This window comes from Dethiosulfovibrio salsuginis, assembly GCF_900177735.1.
GTDB classification, from domain to species: domain Bacteria; phylum Synergistota; class Synergistia; order Synergistales; family Dethiosulfovibrionaceae; genus Dethiosulfovibrio; species Dethiosulfovibrio salsuginis.
In genome coordinates, this window is record NZ_FXBB01000044.1 from 1 (window position 1) to 19,816 (window position 19,816).

General features: G+C 50.8%; 22 protein-coding genes and 1 tRNA gene. 15 read left to right on the forward strand and 8 right to left on the reverse strand.

Translation table 11 applies throughout. The features are described from left to right. Window positions 1-189: 189 nt before the first annotated feature. The 5 genes from B9Y55_RS11705 (at window position 190) to B9Y55_RS11725 (ending at window position 6,638) form a co-directional block, all read left to right on the forward strand. Window positions 190-450, forward strand: a complete 261-nt coding sequence (locus B9Y55_RS11705; RefSeq protein WP_085545539.1) for a stage V sporulation protein S — start codon at window positions 190-192, stop codon at window positions 448-450. A 69-nt stretch (window positions 451-519) separates the two neighbouring features. Next, entirely contained in the window at window positions 520-2,520 is a 2,001-nt protein-coding gene (locus tag B9Y55_RS11710; RefSeq protein ID WP_085545540.1) for a serine hydrolase domain-containing protein, read from the forward strand. A gap of 234 nt (window positions 2,521-2,754) precedes the next feature. After that, window positions 2,755-4,023 carry a histidine--tRNA ligase gene (hisS, locus tag B9Y55_RS11715; RefSeq protein WP_085545541.1) on the forward strand — a complete coding sequence of 423 codons (1,269 nt, stop codon included), beginning with the start codon at window positions 2,755-2,757 and terminating at the stop codon, window positions 4,021-4,023. Between the two features lie 33 nt (window positions 4,024-4,056). Continuing rightward, window positions 4,057-5,859, forward strand: a complete 1,803-nt coding sequence (aspS, locus tag B9Y55_RS11720; protein ID WP_085545542.1) for an aspartate--tRNA ligase — start codon at window positions 4,057-4,059, stop codon at window positions 5,857-5,859. A gap of 74 nt (window positions 5,860-5,933) precedes the next feature. Next, complete coding sequence (locus B9Y55_RS11725) at window positions 5,934-6,638, forward strand: metal-dependent hydrolase (protein WP_085545543.1); 705 nt, start codon at window positions 5,934-5,936, stop codon at window positions 6,636-6,638. On the opposite strand, the gene B9Y55_RS11730 is transcribed toward B9Y55_RS11725, so the two are convergent. Then, entirely contained in the window at window positions 6,632-7,498 is an 867-nt protein-coding gene (locus B9Y55_RS11730; RefSeq protein WP_085545544.1) for a MurR/RpiR family transcriptional regulator, read from the reverse strand. The genes B9Y55_RS11725 and B9Y55_RS11730 overlap by 7 nt on opposite strands. 60 nt (window positions 7,499-7,558) lie before the next feature. Next, entirely contained in the window at window positions 7,559-8,506 is a 948-nt protein-coding gene (locus B9Y55_RS11735) for a radical SAM protein (RefSeq protein ID WP_159448346.1), read from the reverse strand. Between the two features lie 124 nt (window positions 8,507-8,630). Between B9Y55_RS11735 and B9Y55_RS11740 the strand changes: the two genes are divergently transcribed. Together B9Y55_RS11740 and B9Y55_RS11745 are read left to right on the forward strand one after the other, a co-directional pair. Continuing rightward, window positions 8,631-9,512: a LysR family transcriptional regulator gene (locus B9Y55_RS11740; RefSeq protein ID WP_085545546.1), complete on the forward strand. Its 882-nt coding sequence runs from the start codon at window positions 8,631-8,633 to the stop codon at window positions 9,510-9,512. A gap of 4 nt (window positions 9,513-9,516) precedes the next feature. After that, the gene (locus B9Y55_RS11745; RefSeq protein WP_085545547.1) at window positions 9,517-9,984 is read left to right on the forward strand and encodes a YbaK/EbsC family protein; all 468 of its coding nucleotides are present in this window, start codon (window positions 9,517-9,519) and stop codon (window positions 9,982-9,984) included. A gap of 48 nt (window positions 9,985-10,032) precedes the next feature. Here B9Y55_RS11745 and B9Y55_RS11750 read toward each other — a convergent pair whose 3' ends face one another. The 3 genes from B9Y55_RS11750 to B9Y55_RS11760 form a co-directional block, all read right to left on the reverse strand. Continuing rightward, window positions 10,033-10,458, reverse strand: coding sequence for a PPC domain-containing DNA-binding protein (locus B9Y55_RS11750; RefSeq protein ID WP_085545548.1), 426 nt, complete (start codon window positions 10,456-10,458; stop codon window positions 10,033-10,035). A gap of 133 nt (window positions 10,459-10,591) precedes the next feature. Then, the gene (locus B9Y55_RS11755; RefSeq protein WP_085545549.1) at window positions 10,592-11,578 is read right to left on the reverse strand and encodes an asparaginase; all 987 of its coding nucleotides are present in this window, start codon (window positions 11,576-11,578) and stop codon (window positions 10,592-10,594) included. 10 nt (window positions 11,579-11,588) lie between these two features. Beyond that, window positions 11,589-12,254, reverse strand: coding sequence for a lactate utilization protein (locus B9Y55_RS11760; protein ID WP_085545550.1), 666 nt, complete (start codon window positions 12,252-12,254; stop codon window positions 11,589-11,591). 163 nt (window positions 12,255-12,417) lie between these two features. Between B9Y55_RS11760 and B9Y55_RS11765 the strand changes: the two genes are divergently transcribed. The 8 genes from B9Y55_RS11765 to B9Y55_RS11800 all read left to right on the forward strand — a co-directional run bounded on the left by B9Y55_RS11765 (window position 12,418) and on the right by B9Y55_RS11800 (window position 17,173). After that, entirely contained in the window at window positions 12,418-12,780 is a 363-nt protein-coding gene (locus tag B9Y55_RS11765) for a sigma factor-like helix-turn-helix DNA-binding protein (RefSeq protein WP_085545551.1), read from the forward strand. A gap of 2 nt (window positions 12,781-12,782) precedes the next feature. After that, a complete protein-coding gene (ffh, locus tag B9Y55_RS11770; protein ID WP_085545552.1) occupies window positions 12,783-14,132 on the forward strand; it encodes a signal recognition particle protein in 1,350 nt (449 codons plus the stop codon). A 297-nt stretch (window positions 14,133-14,429) separates the two neighbouring features. Beyond that, window positions 14,430-14,705, forward strand: a complete 276-nt coding sequence (gene rpsP / locus B9Y55_RS11775) for a 30S ribosomal protein S16 (RefSeq protein WP_085545553.1) — start codon at window positions 14,430-14,432, stop codon at window positions 14,703-14,705. Between the two features lies 1 nt (window position 14,706). Next, window positions 14,707-14,961: a KH domain-containing protein gene (locus B9Y55_RS11780; protein ID WP_085545554.1), complete on the forward strand. Its 255-nt coding sequence runs from the start codon at window positions 14,707-14,709 to the stop codon at window positions 14,959-14,961. 2 nt (window positions 14,962-14,963) lie between these two features. Beyond that, entirely contained in the window at window positions 14,964-15,497 is a 534-nt protein-coding gene (rimM, locus tag B9Y55_RS11785) for a ribosome maturation factor RimM (RefSeq protein ID WP_085545555.1), read from the forward strand. Next, window positions 15,494-16,648 (forward strand): tRNA (guanosine(37)-N1)-methyltransferase TrmD, encoded by a 1,155-nt coding sequence (gene trmD / locus B9Y55_RS11790; RefSeq protein WP_085545556.1) that lies wholly within the window; start codon window positions 15,494-15,496, stop codon window positions 16,646-16,648. The genes rimM and trmD overlap by 4 nt, the downstream gene beginning before the upstream one ends. A 34-nt stretch (window positions 16,649-16,682) precedes the next feature. After that, complete coding sequence (rplS, locus tag B9Y55_RS11795; RefSeq protein ID WP_085545557.1) at window positions 16,683-17,030, forward strand: 50S ribosomal protein L19; 348 nt, start codon at window positions 16,683-16,685, stop codon at window positions 17,028-17,030. Window positions 17,031-17,087: 57 nt separating this feature from the next. Further along, window positions 17,088-17,173, forward strand: a tRNA-Leu gene (locus B9Y55_RS11800). Between the two features lie 50 nt (window positions 17,174-17,223). On the opposite strand, the gene B9Y55_RS11805 is transcribed toward B9Y55_RS11800, so the two are convergent. Genes B9Y55_RS11805 through B9Y55_RS11815 form a run of 3 tightly spaced genes read right to left on the reverse strand, consistent with a single transcriptional unit; the run spans window position 17,224 to window position 19,335 of the window. Further along, window positions 17,224-17,823: a peptidylprolyl isomerase gene (locus tag B9Y55_RS11805; protein WP_327078445.1), complete on the reverse strand. Its 600-nt coding sequence runs from the start codon at window positions 17,821-17,823 to the stop codon at window positions 17,224-17,226. A gap of 4 nt (window positions 17,824-17,827) precedes the next feature. Next, the gene (locus tag B9Y55_RS11810) at window positions 17,828-18,622 is read right to left on the reverse strand and encodes an EFR1 family ferrodoxin (RefSeq protein ID WP_085545558.1); all 795 of its coding nucleotides are present in this window, start codon (window positions 18,620-18,622) and stop codon (window positions 17,828-17,830) included. A gap of 14 nt (window positions 18,623-18,636) precedes the next feature. Then, window positions 18,637-19,335 carry a queuosine precursor transporter gene (locus tag B9Y55_RS11815; protein WP_085545559.1) on the reverse strand — a complete coding sequence of 233 codons (699 nt, stop codon included), beginning with the start codon at window positions 19,333-19,335 and terminating at the stop codon, window positions 18,637-18,639. Between the last annotated feature and the right edge of the window lie 481 nt (window positions 19,336-19,816).

Here is a 19,816-nt window from a genome sequence, read left to right on the forward strand (position 1 = left end):
CTGCCCACCGAAATTAGCACGGCAGTGTAGCTTTGGTACTCACGAGGTCGGGACGACCTTTCGAGCCTGGGGGAACTTGTCTCGTTAGAGATATTGACCAGGAAGCCCCCACTTCTATAAGTGGGGGTAGTTCACCGACATGGTTTTGTCTCGCCATAACGTCCAATCAGAGGGAGGTCGGAGTAGTTCATGGAAATTCTGAAGGTATCCGCTAGTTCCCAGCCTAAGCTGGTAGCAGGGGCCATTGCGGCGGTGATCAGGGAGAGTGGCGCGGTTGAGTGTCAGGCTGTAGGTGCTGGAGCGGTAAACCAGGCTGTCAAATCCATAGCCATAGCGAGAGGATATGTGGCTCCCAACGGAATCGATATGGTCTGCGTTCCGGCTTTCTCGAAGATAGAGATAGACGGGGAGGAGAGGACCGCGATTCGTTTCCAACTGGAAAAAAGATAGATCCTAAAGAGACGGAGACGGCCCCTAGGGGATGTCTCTGTCTTCTTTTATAACTGAGGGGGGAGTAACGTGCGTCGAGTTGTGATTTCTGTTTTTGCTATACTGTCATTTTTATCCCTGTCCACGTCTGCTATCGCCGGCGACGACGGTCTAGGGGAGTTCATCCGGGAGTCGGTGTGGAGAAGAATCTGCTCAAGCGGCATGAACAGCGCATCGGTGGCGGTAGTTAAGGAGGGGAAGGTACTTTTCTCCGAGGGATTTGGTGTGGCCGATAGGGGATCAGCGGTAGCAGCGGATGAGCGTACCCTCTACAATATAGGATCAATAAGCAAGATGTTTTGCTCTTTAGCGGTAATGGCCCTGGTGGAGGATGGGATCTTGAGATTGGACGATAAAGTTGTCTCTAACCTCCCTGATCTCAGCTTTGAGGATTGTAGGTTTGGGGATATAGCTGTGAGGATGCTTTTGAACCACTCCTCCGGCCTTCCTGGGACGGTTTCCTCCGGCGGTTTTTCTTATGCGGTCGACGGTGGATATCTGGATCGTTTCATCGAAACCATCTCAAGGTCCACTTTGGTTCACGATCCTGGAGTAGCAGCACCTTACTGTAACGACGGTTTTACCTTAGCGGAGGTTCTGGTTGAGAAGGCTAGCGGCATGGATTACTTCGAGTTTCTGAGAAAGAGGGTCTTACTGCCATTGGGCCTTTTCTCCGTCGGGAGGAGTTTGGGAGCCCGTGGATCTTTGGAAAGCCCAGCGGCCCGTTATTACAGGACCGATGGGCGGATTGAACCTCTTGAGGTGGTAAATCTTATAGGGGCCGGTGGACTGTCATGTACCGCTCTGGACCTCTGTCGTTTTGCGGGAATGTTTTATACGCCGTCTTTTTCTGTCCTCGGAGAAGCCTCCATGAGGGAGATGTTGGCTCCCCAGCCTGTTCTGTCCTCAGGAAAAGGGTTGCCGAATTTTTCTTTTGGACTGGGCTGGGATGCTACATCAATTCGCTCCTACGAGGAAGCTGGATTACAGGTGTTGGTCAAGACAGGAGGCACAGGCCACTATACATCGGTACTCTTTGTCCTCCCTTCCATGGAAATGTCTATAGCGGTGCTTTCATCCGGTAATTCAGATGTACCTGAACTTGGAAAAGAGATCCTGCACAGAATTCTTTCGGACAGAGGCGTGGTCGTTCAAACTGGAGACCTGTCGGTCTCTACAGAGACCGCTTCGTCTCTGCCCGATTGGGTAGGGGAGTTTGAGGGCTATTACGGCTCATCCAGCGGTGGTCTGATCCAGCTTAAATTCGATAGAGAGTCGAACGTCATGGATCTATGGGAGATACACGGTCCAGGAGAAGATCAACGATCTAAGGTTCTCCGATGTAGCCCATTAATCGACGGCAATTTCAAAGACGATAAGGAGCATATCTATCGTCTTGTTTCCGACGACAGAGGGTTCTATCTCACGTCTCCTGCGTTGACCTTTGAGACCGATACGGTAGGGTTGGAGAAACTTCCCATTCCTGAAAACCCTGTATCGCCACAGCCTGGAGTAGCTGGAGCCCTGTGGCTCAGGAAGGACATGACCTATTCCGACTCTTCGGCTTACTATAGTTCAGCGATGGTACGATCCTTTATGATGGAGGACCTGCCTGGCTATCTGATTTTTCAGCAACCTTTGATGCTGACGTCACCGTTAAAAGGAGCAGTCCCCACGGAAAAATTGAGGGATCGCCTTGAACTTATCGTTGACCGATCGGGAAAAACCGCTTGGCTTTATGGCACTACCTATGGGATATCCGATGAAGCTATGGTTCTTCCGATCGAAGGTATGTCGATTTTACTCGAGAAAGATGAGCACTGTCGCTGGCTGAAAGTCCAGAATCAGGGGAGGGTCTCCGTTGATCTGCCGGAAACCGGTAGATGTCTCTTCTTCGTTGACGGGGAATGTGTCTACGACAGTCTGATAGACGGAGAAACGGTGTCGGTAGTATCGGGAGGTTATATGGTCCTAGTAGGCTCGTCTGGGGACCGATTCGTCCTGTCGAGCCAGTTAGCTTCCCATAGATGAGGAGTCTTTAGGTAACCTCTAAGAACTCTAATCCTCGGAGAGATCGTTCCGACGTAGCCCAGAGTCGGTATACTCGACGGTGAGTTTCTAGAGGTTCCCTTTAGAGATGCCCTTATCTGTATTCTGATGTTGGCACAGCGGCGAAAGTAGATGTATAATTCCCCGATAACGTTTTGATCTCGATCGAACTTTATCGCATTTGTCAGTTTACTTTATCGTACTGGAGGAATGAACATGGCTGAAAGCATAAAAGCTCCTAGGGGAGTCAGGGACATACTTCCGGAGGATTCGTGGAAATGGGGCTATACCCTGGAGGTTACCCGTAAGATAGCCGATCTCTTTTCCTATCGGGAGGTCCATCTCCCGATCTTCGAACAGACCGACCTGTTCGCCAGAGGTATCGGTGATACCACCGACGTCGTGGAGAAGGAGATGTACACCTTTACCGATAAGGGAGGACGTAGCATTACCCTCCGTCCTGAGCTCACCGCCTCCATGGTCAGGAGCTATCTGGAGCATAATATGTCCGGAAGCCGTCAGCCCGTAAAACTGTGGGAAGTCGGGCCCATGTTCAGATACGAGAGGCCTCAGAAGGGGAGATATCGCCAGTTTTGGCAGCTTGACTTCGAGGCCATAGGCTCCGACAGCCCTTTAGTCGATTTGGAGGTCATAATGACCGCCATCGAGCTTTTTAGCTCTCTCGGTATGTCCAACCTGGAGGTTATACTCAACTCCGTGGGCTGTCCTAAATGTAGACCGGTCTATAAAGAGGCACTTTTAGGCTTTCTTAAACCCAAAATGGGGGAACTTTGCGGTACCTGTCAGAACCGTTACGAGAGAAACCCCTTGAGGATACTGGACTGTAAGGACGATAAGTGCAAGGAGATAACCGAAGGAGCTCCCGCCATATTTGAATCTCTGTGCCAAGAATGTCGCGATCACTTTGAGGCTGTGACCTCTGGCCTGGACTCGCTTGGTGTCGTCTATCACATAGACAAGAGGCTGGTAAGAGGGCTGGACTACTATACTAAGACCGCTTTCGAGGTCCAATCCGGTGACTTAGGTGCCCAGAACGCCGTGTGTGGTGGAGGGCGATACGATAATCTCTCCGAGGCCATAGGTGGCCCTCATGTGCCGGGAGTCGGCTTTGCCGCTGGACTGGACAGAATTATCCTCACCATGGAACAGCAGAACTGCTCCTTCGGAAAAGAGCCCTCTCCGTCGGTTTACGTCGTCTGTATCGACGAAGAGGCCCGAAGTGCGGCGGTAGAGGTGTTGTATCGCCTTAGAAGGGAGGGGATCTCAGCGGACATGGATTATATGGGACGAGGGATGAAGGCCCAACTTAAGTCCGCGGTCAATGGTGGCTCTCTGGTTGCCTGTATTCTCGGAGGAGATGAGGCCGCTAGAGGGGTCGTCATGGTTAAAGATCTGGAAAAATCTCAGCAGGAAGAGGTGGCTCTGGAACAGGTGGCTTCCAGGGTGGCCCAGATCCTGAGGTGATATAACTTTAAAGGCTAAGGTAGGGATGATTTTATGGAGACAGGCGTTTTTTCTCCTTCTTGGAAAAGGACCGTCATGTGCGGTCTTATCTCCGAAGGACATGTAGGAACTAAAATAACCGTAAACGGATGGGTCAGAAAACGCAGAGATCTAGGTGGTATTACCTTTATAGAGCTCTGGGATAAATCCGGTGTGATTCAGGTCGTTTTCAATCCCGAGGTGTGCCCAGAGCCCCACGAGAGGGCCAGAGGTCTCAGGAGCGAGTTCGTGATCGCCGTTACCGGTTCCATCAGGGTAAGGCCCGATGGCACCTCTAACGACGATATGGCGACAGGTAAGTGGGAGCTTATGGTGGACGACTTTATCCTCCTGTCCGCCGCTGCTCCTCTCCCTTTTGAGATCGGAGAGGTCACCGATGGAGTAGACGAAAATCTCCGTCTGTCTTACCGTTATCTCGACCTACGCAGGGATAAAATGCAGCGGAACCTCAGGATAAGACACGAGGTCGCCAGATACACCAGGGAGTTCCTCAGCGATCGCGGTTTCTGCGAGGTGGAGACCCCTATTCTGACAAAATCCACCCCTGAAGGGGCCAGAGACTATCTGGTTCCCAGCAGGGTAAATCCTGGTACATTTTTTGCCCTGCCTCAGTCTCCCCAGATATTCAAGCAGCTTTTGATGATCAGCGGTACGGACAGGTATTTCCAGATAGCCAAGTGCTTCAGGGACGAGGACCTCAGGGCCGACCGTCAGCCCGAGTTTACCCAGGTGGACATAGAGATGAGTTTCCTGACGGAAGAGGATATCTACGAGATGATGGAGTCCTACATGGTGGGTCTTTTCAAAGAGAGGCTGGAGGTCGAACTGGAAACTCCTTTCAAGAGAATATCCTATAAAGAGGCCATGGACCGCTTCGGCAGCGATAAACCGGACCTCCGCATTCCCTTCGAGATCACCGACCTCAAAGATGTATTCTGTGACGGTGGGTTTAAGCCCTTCGAGGAGTTGCTGTCCAAAGGAGGCTACGTTCGGGGAGTCGTCCTCCCTGGAGGAACCTCTCTTTCCAGGCGATTGATCGAGGAGATCTGCGAGAGAGGCAAGGCCCTTGGAGCTCCTGAAATGGCCTATTTCCAGTTTAAAGACGGAGGCGTTAAAGGGCCTCTCGCTAAGTTCCTATCCGACGATAAGTTCCGTCAGTTAGGGACGGTAGCAGGAGCGTCGGAGGGAGACGTTCTCTTCGTCATGGGACACGGCGATTGGAATCTCGTCTGTTCGGTGTTAGGTCAGATTCGTCTTGAGATAGCTAGAGCCCACGGTCACGTGAGGGATTCCTGGGAGTTTTTATGGGTGAACGAGTTCCCACTTTTTGAGTGGGACGAGGAGGACAACCGTTGGGTCGCTGTTCATCACCCTTTCACCATGCCTATGGTCGAGGATCTTCCCTTTCTGGATTCCGATCCTGGATCGGTCAGGGCGAGGGCCTACGACCTGGTCCTAAACGGAAACGAGGTCGGAGGTGGGTCTATCCGTATCCACGATTCTTCCGTTCAGAACAAGGTCTTTAAGTGTCTCGCTTTCTCCGAGGAGCAGGCCAAGGAAAGGTTTGGTTTTCTGCTGGATGCCCTCGGTTACGGGACCCCTCCCCACGGAGGAATTGCCCTTGGGTTTGACAGGTTAGCAATGCTGTTGACCGGCTCTCAGTCTATCAGGGAGGTTATGGCTTTCCCTAAGACCGCCAAGGCCCAGAGCCTCATGTGTGGTGCCCCTGCTGGAGTGGACGTCAAGCAGCTTGATGACCTTTTTATAAAAGCCCTTCCACTGCCGACCAAATCCTAGAAACAACGTAAAGAGCCGGACCTGCATCAGGTCCGGCTCTTTGTTATACTTGGTCTGGAAAGGGGGCTTTTGTTATGTTGGTAAGGTATCTTGGACACGCAGCTTTTTACGTCGAGGGAGAGGACGTGAGGATATTGATAGATCCTTTTTTGTCCGGAAACCCAAAGGCGTCCCACAGCGCCCGGTCTTTTGAGAGGGTAGACTATATCTTCGTCACCCATGGACACGGCGATCATTTAGGGGATACCGTCGATATCGCAAAAAGGACCGGAGCTACGGTGGTGTGTAACTACGAGGTGTCTATTTACTTGGCCGATCAAGGCGTAACATGTCATCCCATGCACATCGGAGGCAGTTATTCCTTTCCTTTCGGGCGGGTTAAGATGACCCCAGCTCTCCACGGATCGGATATACAGACCGACCATGGCATGGTTCCGGGCGGTATGGCAGGGGGGTTTCTGATAGAGATAGACGGCAAAAAACTATACCATGCTGGGGACACCGGCCTCACCAAGGACATGGAACTACTCAGGGAAGAGGGTGTCGAGGTTGCCATGATACCTATAGGGGGCAACTTCACCATGGACGTCCAGGACGGTGCCAGAGCCTCCGACATGATAAGGCCAAACCACGTGATACCTATGCATTACGATACCTTCGAGCTTATAAAGGCGGACCCAGAGGCTTTTGCCTCTTTGGTCGGCGGAGTCGTTGACGTGGTGATACTCAGTCCAGGGGAAGAAAGGGTATTCCCCCTGATAGAGCAGCAGTCTCAGTAACGGAGTCCGAATACCGGATGGTATATCCTCTCGTCGTGTAGGCAGCGAGCCTGGTCCTCTAGCGCCTCTTTGGCCTGTTCTCCAAGGCTTATGGAAAGGATCGAGGTCAGTACGTGGACCAGAAAAATAGGCCCTATTAGGCTGCTGCCGAAGGTCGGGCTATTATCGCTGACGTAAAACGATAGATCGGCAAATCTACATATAGGGGCTGCGGGGCTGTCGGTTATTGTGACCACCGTGGCCCCGTTCTGTTTAGCTCTCTCCACCGATTCGGTCACCTGTATGGCGTATCCCGGTAGATCGCAGGCGATGATCATGTCCTCTTTTTTTATTCCCCTAGCCTGCTCGATAAGGGTCATGGAGCCTCTTTTCATAAGGAACCCGTTTAGAGCCATTTCTCTGAAACGGGAAAAAAGGGATTCCGCTACCATAGATGATATACCCCATCCGGTGCAGTAGATATTGTCGACTTTTTTCACAAGATCGCAGAACAGCGCTATTTTATCCTGGGAGAGCTGATTCCACGTATCGTCCAGATTTGCGTGTTCCATCTGATGTATCTTGATTGGCAGGTCGTTTTCATCGTGTATAACCCTGTTAAGCCTGGCGGCGGGGTTTACCTGCTCCAGAACCGCTTCTTTTAACGCTTCTTTGAGGTCGGCGTAACCTTTAAAACCTAGAACTCTGGCGACCCTTACCAGCTGGGCTTTGGAAACCTCCAGCCTATTGGCTACGTCACCGATGGAGACGAAGGCCGCCTCCCTCATGTTTGTCAGAAGATATTCTACGACCCTTCTGGCTTTTGTAGGCAGATGATCCATATGGGACCTTAGCAGATCCTGTAGTTTCTGTGTCTCCAAAAGAACGACCCCCTTGAGAATAAACTATTTATGCCCTTAAGTTTAAAGTGGTTTGCCAGTTTAGTCAACCACAGAAGTACGAACAAAAATTCTTTTTTTGGTCTCCTCGATAGTCAGACCTACTATTTTAGCCATCTCTTTAAGGCCCATGCCGCCGTGGCCGGTTAGCAATGATATCCTGTTTGCCGGAAGAAACCACGGTCCCTCTTTGGATATACAGGAAAGTTTCTTGGCCATACCGTATCCTCGGATCATCTCCCCTAATGCGGGATGATGAGGACCTCCGGCTACAGCCTTTGCCAGAGAGGGGGTCTCGCTTAGTCCTATTCTCTGTACCTTGAAACCCATTTTTTCGGCGTTGAAAAGTAACTCCCCTCCCCAGGTTACGGTGTCCTCGATTTTTAGCGGTTCGTATCCATCACCCATCATGCGATAAAGCTCGGTGTTCTCCAGAACTAAACAGGGGTAGATTCTCAAAGTCATATCTCTGGGCCCTTTTAGCTCGGCAAGCCTTTTTATGTCCATAAGGGAGCTTTCCATCGTCTGCCCTGGAAGACCTATCATAAGTTGAGCGCATACGTCGTAGTTGTTTCTCATTATGAGCTCAATGGCTCTCAAACCGTCATCTCCTGTGTATCCTCTTCTGCATAAGGCCAGGGTTTCGTCGTCCAACGAGCTTATTCCAAGCTCTATCATAGTTATTGGAAACTCCGATAATAGGTCTAAGGCCCTTTGGTCTATACACATCGGATGGGTGGACATTCTGGCTGGGATCGAGAGGTCCTTGGATATCTGAAGATAGTCCCTCTGATTTTTTGTCGGTAGACAGGTAAAGCTGCCTCCGAAGAAACATATCTCTTCAAAATCGATATCAGATGATTCAATAGCGTTCTTGATCTCCTCCGGGGAAGGTGGGTTTTCCCCTGTTATCGCTTTTTGGTCACAGTAGACACATCTTCCCTTGCATCCTTTCATGGAGAGAAAAACGGCGAATCTCTTTCCTGACAAAATGATTCCTCCTGTCTTGTGTTTGATAATCCTTCCAGATAAAGCTATATGGGCCATGGATTTTGGCGTATAATGGTGCGGTTGTAAATGCCTTATGGACTCCGCTGGAGAGGAATGAGACGTTATGGATTTTAGAGAACTTGAGACTTTTATAGCTATCGTGGAAAAAGGCAGTATCTCCGCCGCTGCCGCATCCCTTGGGGTCTCCCAGCCTGCGGTGAGCAAAAGGGTGGCAAGGCTTGAGAAGGAGATGGGAGCGTCCCTTTTTGCCAAAGGTCATAAACACTCAGCCCTGACCTCTGAGGGATCGGTTTTCTACAAGGCCGCCCTTAGAATCCTGGATTGCAGGAAGAAGACAAAAATACAGATAGCCGAGATTTCCGAGGATCTTTACGGATCGGTAACCATAAGCGCAAGCTCCATACCGGGAGATTATATACTCCCCGCCCTCTTGGTGGAATTCACCGAGAGACACCCTGGGGTGGACGTGAAGGTAAAGGTCAGCGATTCCCAGTCAGCCCTGGAGGATCTCTCGGACAGAAAGGCCGATTTAGCTATAGTCGGAACGGACAGATCTCTTCCCGGTTTTTCCAGTATACCCTTTATGAACGATGAGTTGGTCCTCGTAGTAGGCAAGCAGCATCCTTTTGCCACCAGAAAGAGCGTCCCTATAGACGAGTTGGCTGGGATGAAGCTGGCGGGCAGAAGCTCTGGCTCAGGGACCAGACACGTCTGGGAAAAACTTTACAAGAGCCGTTGCTCTTCGTCGAAGGATATCGCCCTTCAGTTTGGTCATGCGCTTGCGGTGGTCAACGCCGTTGCCAGTGGAGCTGAGGGAGGAGTGGTTTCCAGGATAGCTGCGGAGAGCAATCCTAATGTGGTGGCCGTCGATTTCGATCCACCTCTGACGAGGCCTTTTTACATGGTTTACGGCCTCTGTGAATCTAAGGCGGTAGAGACTCTGGTGTCGTTTATGATAGATAAGGCGGAACATAAGGAGGGTTGATCTCATGCCATTGGAAAAGGTGAGGAGCTTTCTCCAGGAAAGGGGCTACAAGGGTGATATCCATCACACCGACGGAACTATATTTACCGTCGAAGACGCCTCTAAGTCGGTAGGGGCTCCGCCGGAGGAGATACTGAAAAGCCTGGTCTTTCTCGTCGACGGAGAACCTACTCTGATACTTATGTCCGGCGTTAATAAGGTCGACAGAAAGAAGATAGCCTCCGCAACAGGCAAGGCCAAGTCCAGGGTCAAAATGGCTTCTCCTGATTACGTGTTTGAGGCCTTCGGCTTCAAAGTAGGAGGGGTGCCTCCGGTAGGATACGGCTCGGATCTTCCTGCGTTGATCGACAGGGATCTGTTCTCTTTTGAAAAAGTGTGGGCCGCTGCCGGAACGGACCAGGATTTTTTTTCCATCGAGCCTGAGGTCTTGCAGGAATACACAGGAGGCACTGTCGTCGACCTGAAAGACTGAAAAAGGGCCCACCCACCTAGTGATTAACGGTGGATGGGCCCTTTTTATCTAGCCCCTTTGTTCCGGGATGAGAGCCTCAAATGCGTCCATCCTGCGGCGGTTAAAGTGTATCGTGTAGACGGGCTTTAAAAACAGCTCGATGTTTCTGAAGGCTATTACCTCCATAATGTGGCCACCGATCAATCCGTGCTCTGGGGTGCTGAATACGCCGTGGAGATGGGGGTACATTCCGTCCTGTCGAAAACTGACGTCCCCGGACAGGGAAACCAGCTCCATCACATCGCTGTAGGTCTTCTTAACGTATTCAGCTCCGGTGTACCAGCCAAAGGTGACCGATTTAACCATGCCTAGGCCGGACAGTACAACCGCTGAGTCTAGATTGATCCCCTGACAGGCGGTGATGATGGATAGGTGTAGGTTCTCTCCATCCTCAAGGTGTAGCGCCAGAAGTTCTTCCGTTCCGCAGTACTGCATAAAATCGCCTCCCAGCTTTTAAGGGTTTGCCTTGTACGCTATCTTGGCTGCTTTCATTGTACTATATAAATCTGTTTTTCCCAAAGGTTTTGATGGCTTTTTGTGCATAGAGGGGAACAGTTCTCATGTTGGCTTAGCTGTCCAGTATATATTTTTGAAGATCCTGTCCGGAAAGCCCCGCTCCTAGCCCTACGGATAGCTTGAGCCTGGCCTTTAGAGGGGTAAGGTCCCCAGCGTTCATAACACCTATCTCAAACAGCCGATTTGCCGCTCCTTCGAAGCCAAACATCCCCATAACCTTGCCGTAAGGACATCTAGAGCTCAATAAAATCGGGACCTCCGATTTTATCAGTGCCTTTATGTAAGGGATCCATGCGGGGAAAACGTTACCGTTGCCGAAGGCCGCCAGAACTACTCCGTCAGGAAGTTCATTTGATGAGGCGAGGGATGATATCAGCCTCTCCCCTCCCCCAAGGGAGGAGTATATTATCTCCACGTTTCTGGCCGGAACTATCCCCTCAAGTATTTTTCCTCTTTTAGGGATTCTCCTGATGGTTATGCCATCCCTTATGATCTCCCCTACAGGTCCTCTGTCGAAGGCTAAAAAGCCGTTTTTACGGTAGTTGACTCCCTGAGATATCTCCGACGCCGCCAGTAGCTGATCCTGGAGACAGACTAAAACACCCATGCCCCAGGTCCCCTGGGACGTCGCGGCGTACATGGCGTTTTGGAGGTTCGCGATGGCGTCGGATCCTACAACGTCCGACGGACTGTTGGTTCCGGTAAAGATAATTGGTTGCGGATAGGCCCACGTCAGGTCGGTAAGGTAGGCCATTTCCTCCATTGTGTCGGTGCCACAGGTCACAACTATACCCTGAACGCCATCCACTACCAGCTTAGAGAGGATCCCAACGAGGTCGGAGGTCATTCTTATAGTGTAGTGGCTGCTGGCCTGGTGGCTCCAGTCGACTAAATGGACGTTTTCCGACATTCCCTCGGGCAACCAGCTAAGCATCTCCTCTGCTGTTAGCTCCGGAGTGTGGCCGTTTTTCTTGGAAGAGTATGTCATACCGATCTCTCCGCCGGCGACGACCAGGGCAAATTTATTCCTGTTAGGCATCTTCTGTCACCTAGTATCCGAGGTTTTCGCCCACTAAGATAACCGTGCTGTCCCGTCCCATGGTCGGATATTCGGAGATGAGAGTCGCTCTGCATACGGTGTTAGGTACGGTACAGCCTACGTGATAGCCTATCTTAGCGCAGGGGACGTCTATTCCAAGCCGGGATGCATTTATAGGTGTCGCCACATCTCTAACCCTTCTCATCGCCGAATCCAGATCGTGACAGACTTTGTTTATCCCTATTACGTAGATTATCTTACCGGGGGACCAGCTCATTCCTGCCAGCCGATTTCCTGTCCCGTCTATGTTTACCATTATTCCATCGTGGGTTATGGCGTTAGAGCTGGTCAGGAATACCTCGCAACGAAGCTCTTCCTCCAGACGCCCTTTTTTGGTCTCCGCCGTCAATTTTGGGTCCCAGTGATGGACTACCTTGTTTCCCCTGGAGGATAGTGCCTCCATGGCCCCTATCTCTCTGATTGTCACCGTTCCGGGAACGGCTACAGATTGATCCTCTGAGATGAGTTCTAAGACGGAGCTTAGAGCTTCCTCTTTGGTGCCCACGTAGAGGGCTCTGTAGCCCCTCTTGTGGAGTGCCTTTGTCACTGTATTTCCAAGGCGCTCTCTCCAGACTCTTCTGTGACCTTCGAAATCCGACGCTGATGGATGAGACATGAGTGTACCTCCCGAGTTTCTGTTTTTGTGACAACTGCTTCCTTTACCCCATGATCATGGCAGAGTTTTTTATAAAAGTCCAGGGGCTCTGTCAAGGTCCAGGGCTTGACGGTTAGGTTTTCTAGGGCTATACTATGTCGTCTCGTGAGGGGGGGGATGTTTCGTGGAGGATATTATCGAGAAGCGAGTCTACCTGGCGAGACTCTACGACCTCTACGGGGCTCTGCTCACGGAAAAGCAGAGAAAGGCCTATGAAATGCACGATCTTGAGGATCTATCTCTCTCCGAAATATCTCAGGAGCTGGCTATCACCCGTCAGGGAATATCCGATCAATTACAGAGGGCCAGAGACAGACTGGAGGAGCTTGAGCGACTTCTGGGTTTTGCCTCCAGGCTGGACGGTTTTGAGAGGCAGGTTCGATCGATAGAGTCTTTGATCGATTCATCTCCGGGGTTGAGTCCCGATTTTATCGCTGTTTTTCGGACCATTATCTCTGGCGATCCGAGAGACGAAGGGAGTGATTGACTTTGTTTGATGCCCTGAAAAGCCGTCTCGGAGGGGTTTTTGCCAAGCTTAGAGGCAAAGGGAAGCTCACCGAGGAAGACGTTCAAGAAGCTCTCAGAGAGGTAAGAAGAGCCCTTCTTGAAGCGGACGTAAACTACAAGGTCGTGAAAGACCTGGTGGAAAACATCAGGGTTCGGGCCGTTGAAAAGTCTGTCCTTGAATCTATAACCCCTGGACAGCAGGTAATAGGAGTCGTCTACGAAGAGCTCATGAAGCTTATGGGCAAAGATCCTAAGCCTATATCCATTTCCTCCAAGCCTCCGACTATCGTCATGATGGTAGGATTACAAGGTGGAGGTAAGACGACCAGCACCGTAAAGATAGCTAAAAAACTCTCCCGAGGACATAGGCCATTGGTGGTTGCCTGCGACCTTCGTCGTCCTGCAGCGGTGGATCAGCTCAAGGTCCTCGCCGAGGCGGCAGGAGTGGGCTTTCTCGGTCCAGAGCCCGGGGATACCGATGTCATGGCGGTGGTCAGGAGAGCCAAGGACTACGCAAAAGATAGGCTTCTGGACGTTATTCTCTTCGATACCGCAGGAAGGCTAGCGGTAGATCAGGAGATGATGGCCGAACTGGACGGCATGAAGGAATATCTGTCTCCTCATGAAATACTTTTGGTCGTCGATTCTATGAGCGGTCAGGAGGCGGTAACGGTCTCCGAGGCCTTCCACGAAAGGCTGGGGCTTACGGGGGTCGTCCTTACAAAAGTAGACGGAGATGCCAGAGGTGGCGCCGCTTTGGCTGTGCTCGCCTCCACCGGGGTTCCCATAAAATACGCCGGAGTCGGTGAGGCTATAGACGCTATAGAGGTCTTCGACGCCAGACGGATGGCTGAGAGGATCATGGGAATGGGCGACGTCGCCGGTCTCGTGGAAAAGATCCAGCAGGCGACGACGGAGGAGGACGTAAAGCGTATTTCCTCCTCTGTAAAAAAGAATAAGCTTGATTTTAATGATTTACTGGCTCAGTTTGAGCAGATAGAGAAAATGGGACCTCTGGAGAAGGTAATAGAGATGATCCCCGGTGCTGATAAGATAAAAGAGCTAAAAGACGGGGAGCTAGATCCCTCCAGAATGGCCAGAATGAGGGCCATAATTCAATCGATGACCCCTGATGAACGTAGAAACCCGGCGATCATAAAGGGGAGTCGGCGACGTCGTATAGCCCAGGGCTCCGGCACGACCATTCAGATGGTCAACCAACTTTTGAAACAGCAGACCCAGATGAACGATCTATGGAAAAAAATGGGCAAAGGAGCTGGCCGTAAAAGGTTCCAGATGCCCAAGTTCAAGGGGTTCAGCGGTTTCTCATAGCTGGTAACCTAGCAACCTAAATAAGGTCTTTTATTCATGGTAAGCATTCAAAACACAACTCTCTCTCCTTGTTGTTTAATGCTTCAGCTCTGACCTCCACTCTTTTGTCAAATAAAAAGCCTCAATCAAATATTTTTTAAACCCTTAAGGCACCAAAAAAAGCAAAGAATAATTGATTTTGATAGGAGTTTGGGTTAAATCTACTAAGTTACCAGCTATGAGCGGTTTCTTCAACTGAAAGGCATAAAACCAATAATTGGTTATGTGACTTATTGAAAATCAGGAGGTGTTCTTCACATGGCAGTAAGAATTCGTCTCGCCCGTCATGGGCGGAAAAAGGCTCCTTTCTATCGTCTTGTTGTGGCGGACTCGAGAAGTCCAAGGGATGGTCGTTACATAGAGCAGCTGGGTACCTACAATCCTATGACCGATCCATCGGAGATCAACGTCGACATGGAAAAAGCTCTGGCTTGGCTTTCCAAAGGTGCCCTTCCTTCCGATACCGCGAAAGGCCTTCTCAAAAAGGCTGGCGTATGGGAGAAGTTCGTAGAGATAAAGGGCAAGGCCGAGTAATATGGCCGATTACGGCGCACTGGTCGAATACGTCGCTCGTTCGCTGGTCTCAAAACCGGAGGATGTTCGGGTGTCGTCGAGTGAGGCCGGTGACGGAACGGTAAAGGTTCTGATCGACGTCGATCAGTCCGATATCGGGAGAATGATAGGACGAAGAGGGGCGACTATAAACGCTATCCGTCAGGTTGTCAGGGCAGCTGCCGTCAAGTCTGGAGACAGGGTTGACGTAGATGTCCTGGAGGATCGGGAGGGGTAGCTGTGGCCAGTGAAGATCTGGTCGATATAGGCAGAGTCGTCGCTCCCCACGGTGTCAAGGGAGAGTTTCGTATATCTCCCCTTACCGATTTCCCCGAACGCTTTCGTTCCATGGAGACCTTGCGTCTTTACGACGATAGCGGAAATTTTAGGATGGAGCTTCCGATTTCCTCCGTTAGAATCAGACCTGATAAAGGGGACGTATTAATTAGATCGGAGAGAGCATCGGACAGGGATTTTGCCGAGTCTCTAAAGGGGCTGCTCGTAAAGGTCCATCTAGACGAGAGATTTTCTCTCTCCGAGGATGAGTACTGGATCGACGATCTAATAGGCATGGCGGTCGTCGACCGTGTGTCAGGGAACTCTCTAGGAGAGATCTGTGACGTTTTGGTGACCGGCGGATCGGATGTTTACGCGATCAGACGGCCTAACGGCCGAACTTTTATGGTCCCAGCGGTGGCGGATTACGTTTTTTCCGTGGACGTAGAGGCCTCGGTGATGGTGGTGCAGGGAGTTCAGGAGCTAATGGAGCTGTGAAGATAACCGTCCTCACCGCTTTCCCAGAGTTCTTTCGCTCCTTTCTTGAGACCAGCATAGTAGGTAAAGCCGTCGAGAGAGGTCTTTTAGAGGTCTCCGTCGTCGATTTAAGGGGATACGGAGAGGGAGACTACCGTCGTATAGATGACTATTCCTTCGGCGGAAACGGTGGAATGGTCCTTATGGCGGAGCCCTTAACCAAGGCCCTGGAGGATCTGAACGATCCCTCCTACGTCGTCTACCCCAGTCCTCAAGGTGTCACCTTGACCCAGGAGATCGTTGAGTCCATCTCGACTAAAGATCACCTAGTCATAGTTTGTGGCCATTACGAAGGTGTGGACGAGCGTTTTGTGGGTTCTAAGGTCGATATGGAGCTTTCCATCGGAGACTACGTTCTCACAGGAGGAGAGCTACCGGCGATGGTGGTGATCGACTCGGTCTCCAGGCTTATTCCCGGTGTCGTAGGGAAAGGTCGGGCGGTCGTGGAGGACTCTTTTTATCGAGGTATGCTCGATAATCCCCACTTTACCAGACCTGCTGAGTGGAGAGACATGAAGGTGCCGCCGGTGCTCTTATCGGGCAACGATAAGGAGATAGAGCTATGGCGTCGGAGGGAGTCGGTTTCTCGAACTCTCACCCGTAGACCTGACCTGATGGCCAGGGCTAGCCTTAGGGATTACCTTGAAAAGGGGTATTACGTCCTGTGGTCCCCCCCCGATAAGATAGATCCCTCGGCTTTGAGGACCATAGTAGACGGTTGCGTCTCCTATGGGGTCTCTAAGCTTTTGATTCCTGTCGTCGATGGTATCAGGAGGGACTCTCTGAGAGCCCTTGTCTCCGAGTTGAAGGTAGATTCCACGGTTAAGCTATTTCCCTCCTACCAGAGGGGGCTTGAGTGGATCGCCAAAAAGGAAAAAGCAACCCCTTTCTCCGTATCTATGGGAAAAGGGAAGGGAGAGGCTAGCCTCTCCTGGATTGAGGTTAAAATGGAATTTCTCTCAAGACGATGTCCCGGTGTGTTCGTCTTCGGGGATTTCGTCGAGGGAGATGTGGTTATGCGTCCTGTCGCGGGAGATGATCGAGATCGATCCGCTCTTCCGGTACAGAACGCCGTTTCGGTCGTTTTAGATCGCTTCTTTGGATGGCGATAAATCAGGTTTGTACACGACAGGGAGGGTGATTCATATGGATCCCAGGATCAGACTTATTGAGCAGAAATTCATAAAACGTGACGGATCTGCGTTCCGCGCAGGAGATTCGGTGAAGGTTCACGTCAGGGTCAAAGAGGGCGCCAGAGAACGAATCCAGATGTTCGAAGGTGTGGTTATCGCCAAGAAGCACGGTGGTCTCAGTGAGACTTTCACCGTGAGGAAGATCTCCGGCGGTATAGGCGTGGAGAGGATTTTCCCCCTTCACTGCCCTTCCGTAGAGAAAATAGAGGTCCTTCGTCACGGAAGGGTCCGCAGGGCTAAACTCTATTACCTCAGGGACAGAAGCGGTAAATCCGCCCGTATCAGAGAGCGTCGTCGTTAAATATCCGGCAGGGTTGACATACCTGCTCTCGATGGGTATAATACCTATCGTCCCAATGCGGGGGTGGCGGAACTGGTAGACGCGCAAGACTAAGGATCTTGTGGGCATAGCCTGTGGGAGTTCGAGTCTCCCCCTCCGCACCAGATAATTGAAGAGACCAGGAGCTTTTGCTCCCGGTCTCTTTTTTGTGTTCTTACTCTACCGTTGCCTTTATTATGATTACCGGTTCAAGAGGAACGTCCTGATGGAAACCTACGTTTCCCGTTTTGACGGCCTTTATGGCGTCTACTACCTCGGTTCCCTCAACGACCTTTCCGAAAACCGCGTAGCCCCATCCTCTCGTCGTAGGCGCGGTGTGGTTGAGGAAGTCGTTATCCTTAACGTTGATAAAGAACTGGGCTGTAGCCGAGTGAGGGTCCTGGGTTCGGGCCATCGCAACGGTGTAATTCTCGTTCTTCAGGCCGTTATCCGCCTCGTTCTCCACAGGGTCTTTGGTGCTTTTTTGATTCATCTGATCGTCAAAACCACCGCCCTGTATCATAAATCCTTCGATAACCCTGTGAAATATAGTTCCGTCGTAGAAGCCGTCCTTCACGTAGGCTATAAAGTTCTCCGTTGTTTTGGGCGCTTTCTCCGAGTCCAGCTCTAAAACTATGTTTCCCATGTTCGTCTCTAGTTTTACCATAACAAAATCTCCTTTTTTCTCTATTTCGTTTTTGCCCTGTTCAGCGACGCTCCAACTAGGCATAAAAACGGCTGTTATCGTCATAAGGGCTACCAAAAGTTTCCTCAAGACCTTAGTCCTCCTGCTCGATTTTACACCACTTAAGGTATCTATCCAGCGATACGTCGGGGTGATGGTATCTGTTTCGCCTAAGAGAGGACGTCCTATTGTACTGTATCGCCTCGGTGGGACACCAGTGAAAGCAGGACAGACAGCCGGTGCATTTTCCCAGCCATCTTGGATGACCTGATTTGTCCAGTACGATGTTTCCCACAGGACAAACCGCCTGGCATACGCCACAGCTGTTGCAGCTATCGGTGTTATAGAAAACCCGATCTCCTTTGCGCGCCTCTTTTATAGCTCTAGGGTTTATCCTCTCGGAAACCCATCTGAACAGGGTAGACGGCCTGGATTGGCGTTTGTTTTTTATGGATTCGACGACCTGCTCTAGCTTTGAATCCCCTTTTTTCAGTATTTTTTTCAGTTTCTCCCCTGAAGGAGGGTTTTTCAGAGGAGGATAGTTACCGGGCATTTTTAGGGCAAAAGACGCTTTTAGCTCTATGCCCTTTTTACCTAAAATCGACTGACACTGAGCCTCAGTTCCTAGAGGCATACCTGCACTGTTTATTACGAGGAATACCCACGACGATCGGTCAACCTCGAAATTCGACATAAATCGACTCACAACTCCAGGCATACCGAAAGCGTGAACAGGATAGATAATGCCGACCCTCTCCCCTTCCGCTTTGACCTTCTTTCCCATGACGGTTGACATGTTAATTATTCGGCAATCATCCAGCTCTTTGGCTATTCTATCGGCTATGTGAAGGGTGTTCCCCGTTCCCGAGTAGACGTATAGGCTGTTCATTTTCCCCCTCCTTTTTAATTGACCTTTTGCGATGTGAACTTAGGTGTTTCTTTGATCCTTCTCGCCAGATAGACGAAAGGCGTGTCGCATGCCGCTACGATGAATTTCAACACGTATGTGGATATGAATATCTCCCAAAGCACTCCCAGCGGAAGGGTTCCATAAAACGCCACAAAGGTGAATACCACGCTGTCCAGTGCCTGGGATACCAAAGTAGAGAGATTATTCCTCAACCAGAGGTGTTTCCCGTTGGTCTTTTCCCTCCACCAGTGGAATGCCCATACATCGTGCATCTGGGAGAGGCCGTAGGCTATCAGGGAGGCGATAGCCAGCCTCGGCATGATTTTAAATATAGTCTCCATAGCACCTTGGGCAAAGTCGTCTGGATGGGCGGTGAACTGAAGGGCCAGATTCATTATCACCGTAGTGGCTATAAGGGAGAAAAAACCTATATACACCGCTTGTTTTGCGTCCTCTTTCCCGTGATTTTCCGAAAGGATGTCGGTCACAAGGAATGCCGAGGCGTAGACTATATTCCCCAGCGTGGCGGTTATCCCGAACAGGGATACTAGTTTCACCACCTGTATGTTCGCCAGGATCACCGAAACCGGTATCCAACATAGAAGGCCCTGCTTGCCCCATAGCCTGTATATAGCCATTATAAACAGGAAGTTTGTAGCCATCATCAAAAACCAAAGAAACTCGTTGCTCATGCACTTTCTCCTCTCGGTTCGTAAATAGTTCACGTCGGTATTCTAACCTAAATTGGGGCCGTTCACACGGGCAAAAGATGGATTGTTATGGAACGACATATAGGGGAACCTCTAAAAACTCACTTTCTAGTCCCCTCGGAGAGATCGTTCCGCCTACGCTCTGGCCCAATCGTATACTCGACCTGCCTGTTTCGTACGAACCGCCTCGGAGGGCACGTCCTGTGCCCCCTCGGCTTGGGGCGACGTCCTGTCGCCCCATTCGACTACACGACGGCAGGTCGAGTATACGGGCTCTGGGCTCCGTCGGAACGATCTCTCCGAGGATTAGAGTTTTCTAGAGGTTCCCTGACGAAAGAACATAATGACTTCTTTTTGAGGGCTAAAAGTCAACAGATAGAAACAATTTTAAACTAAAATTGACCTTTTTGCCTTTTGTGATTAGGATTGAACAGTGGACACCTGGGATACAGGAGTCTCTCTC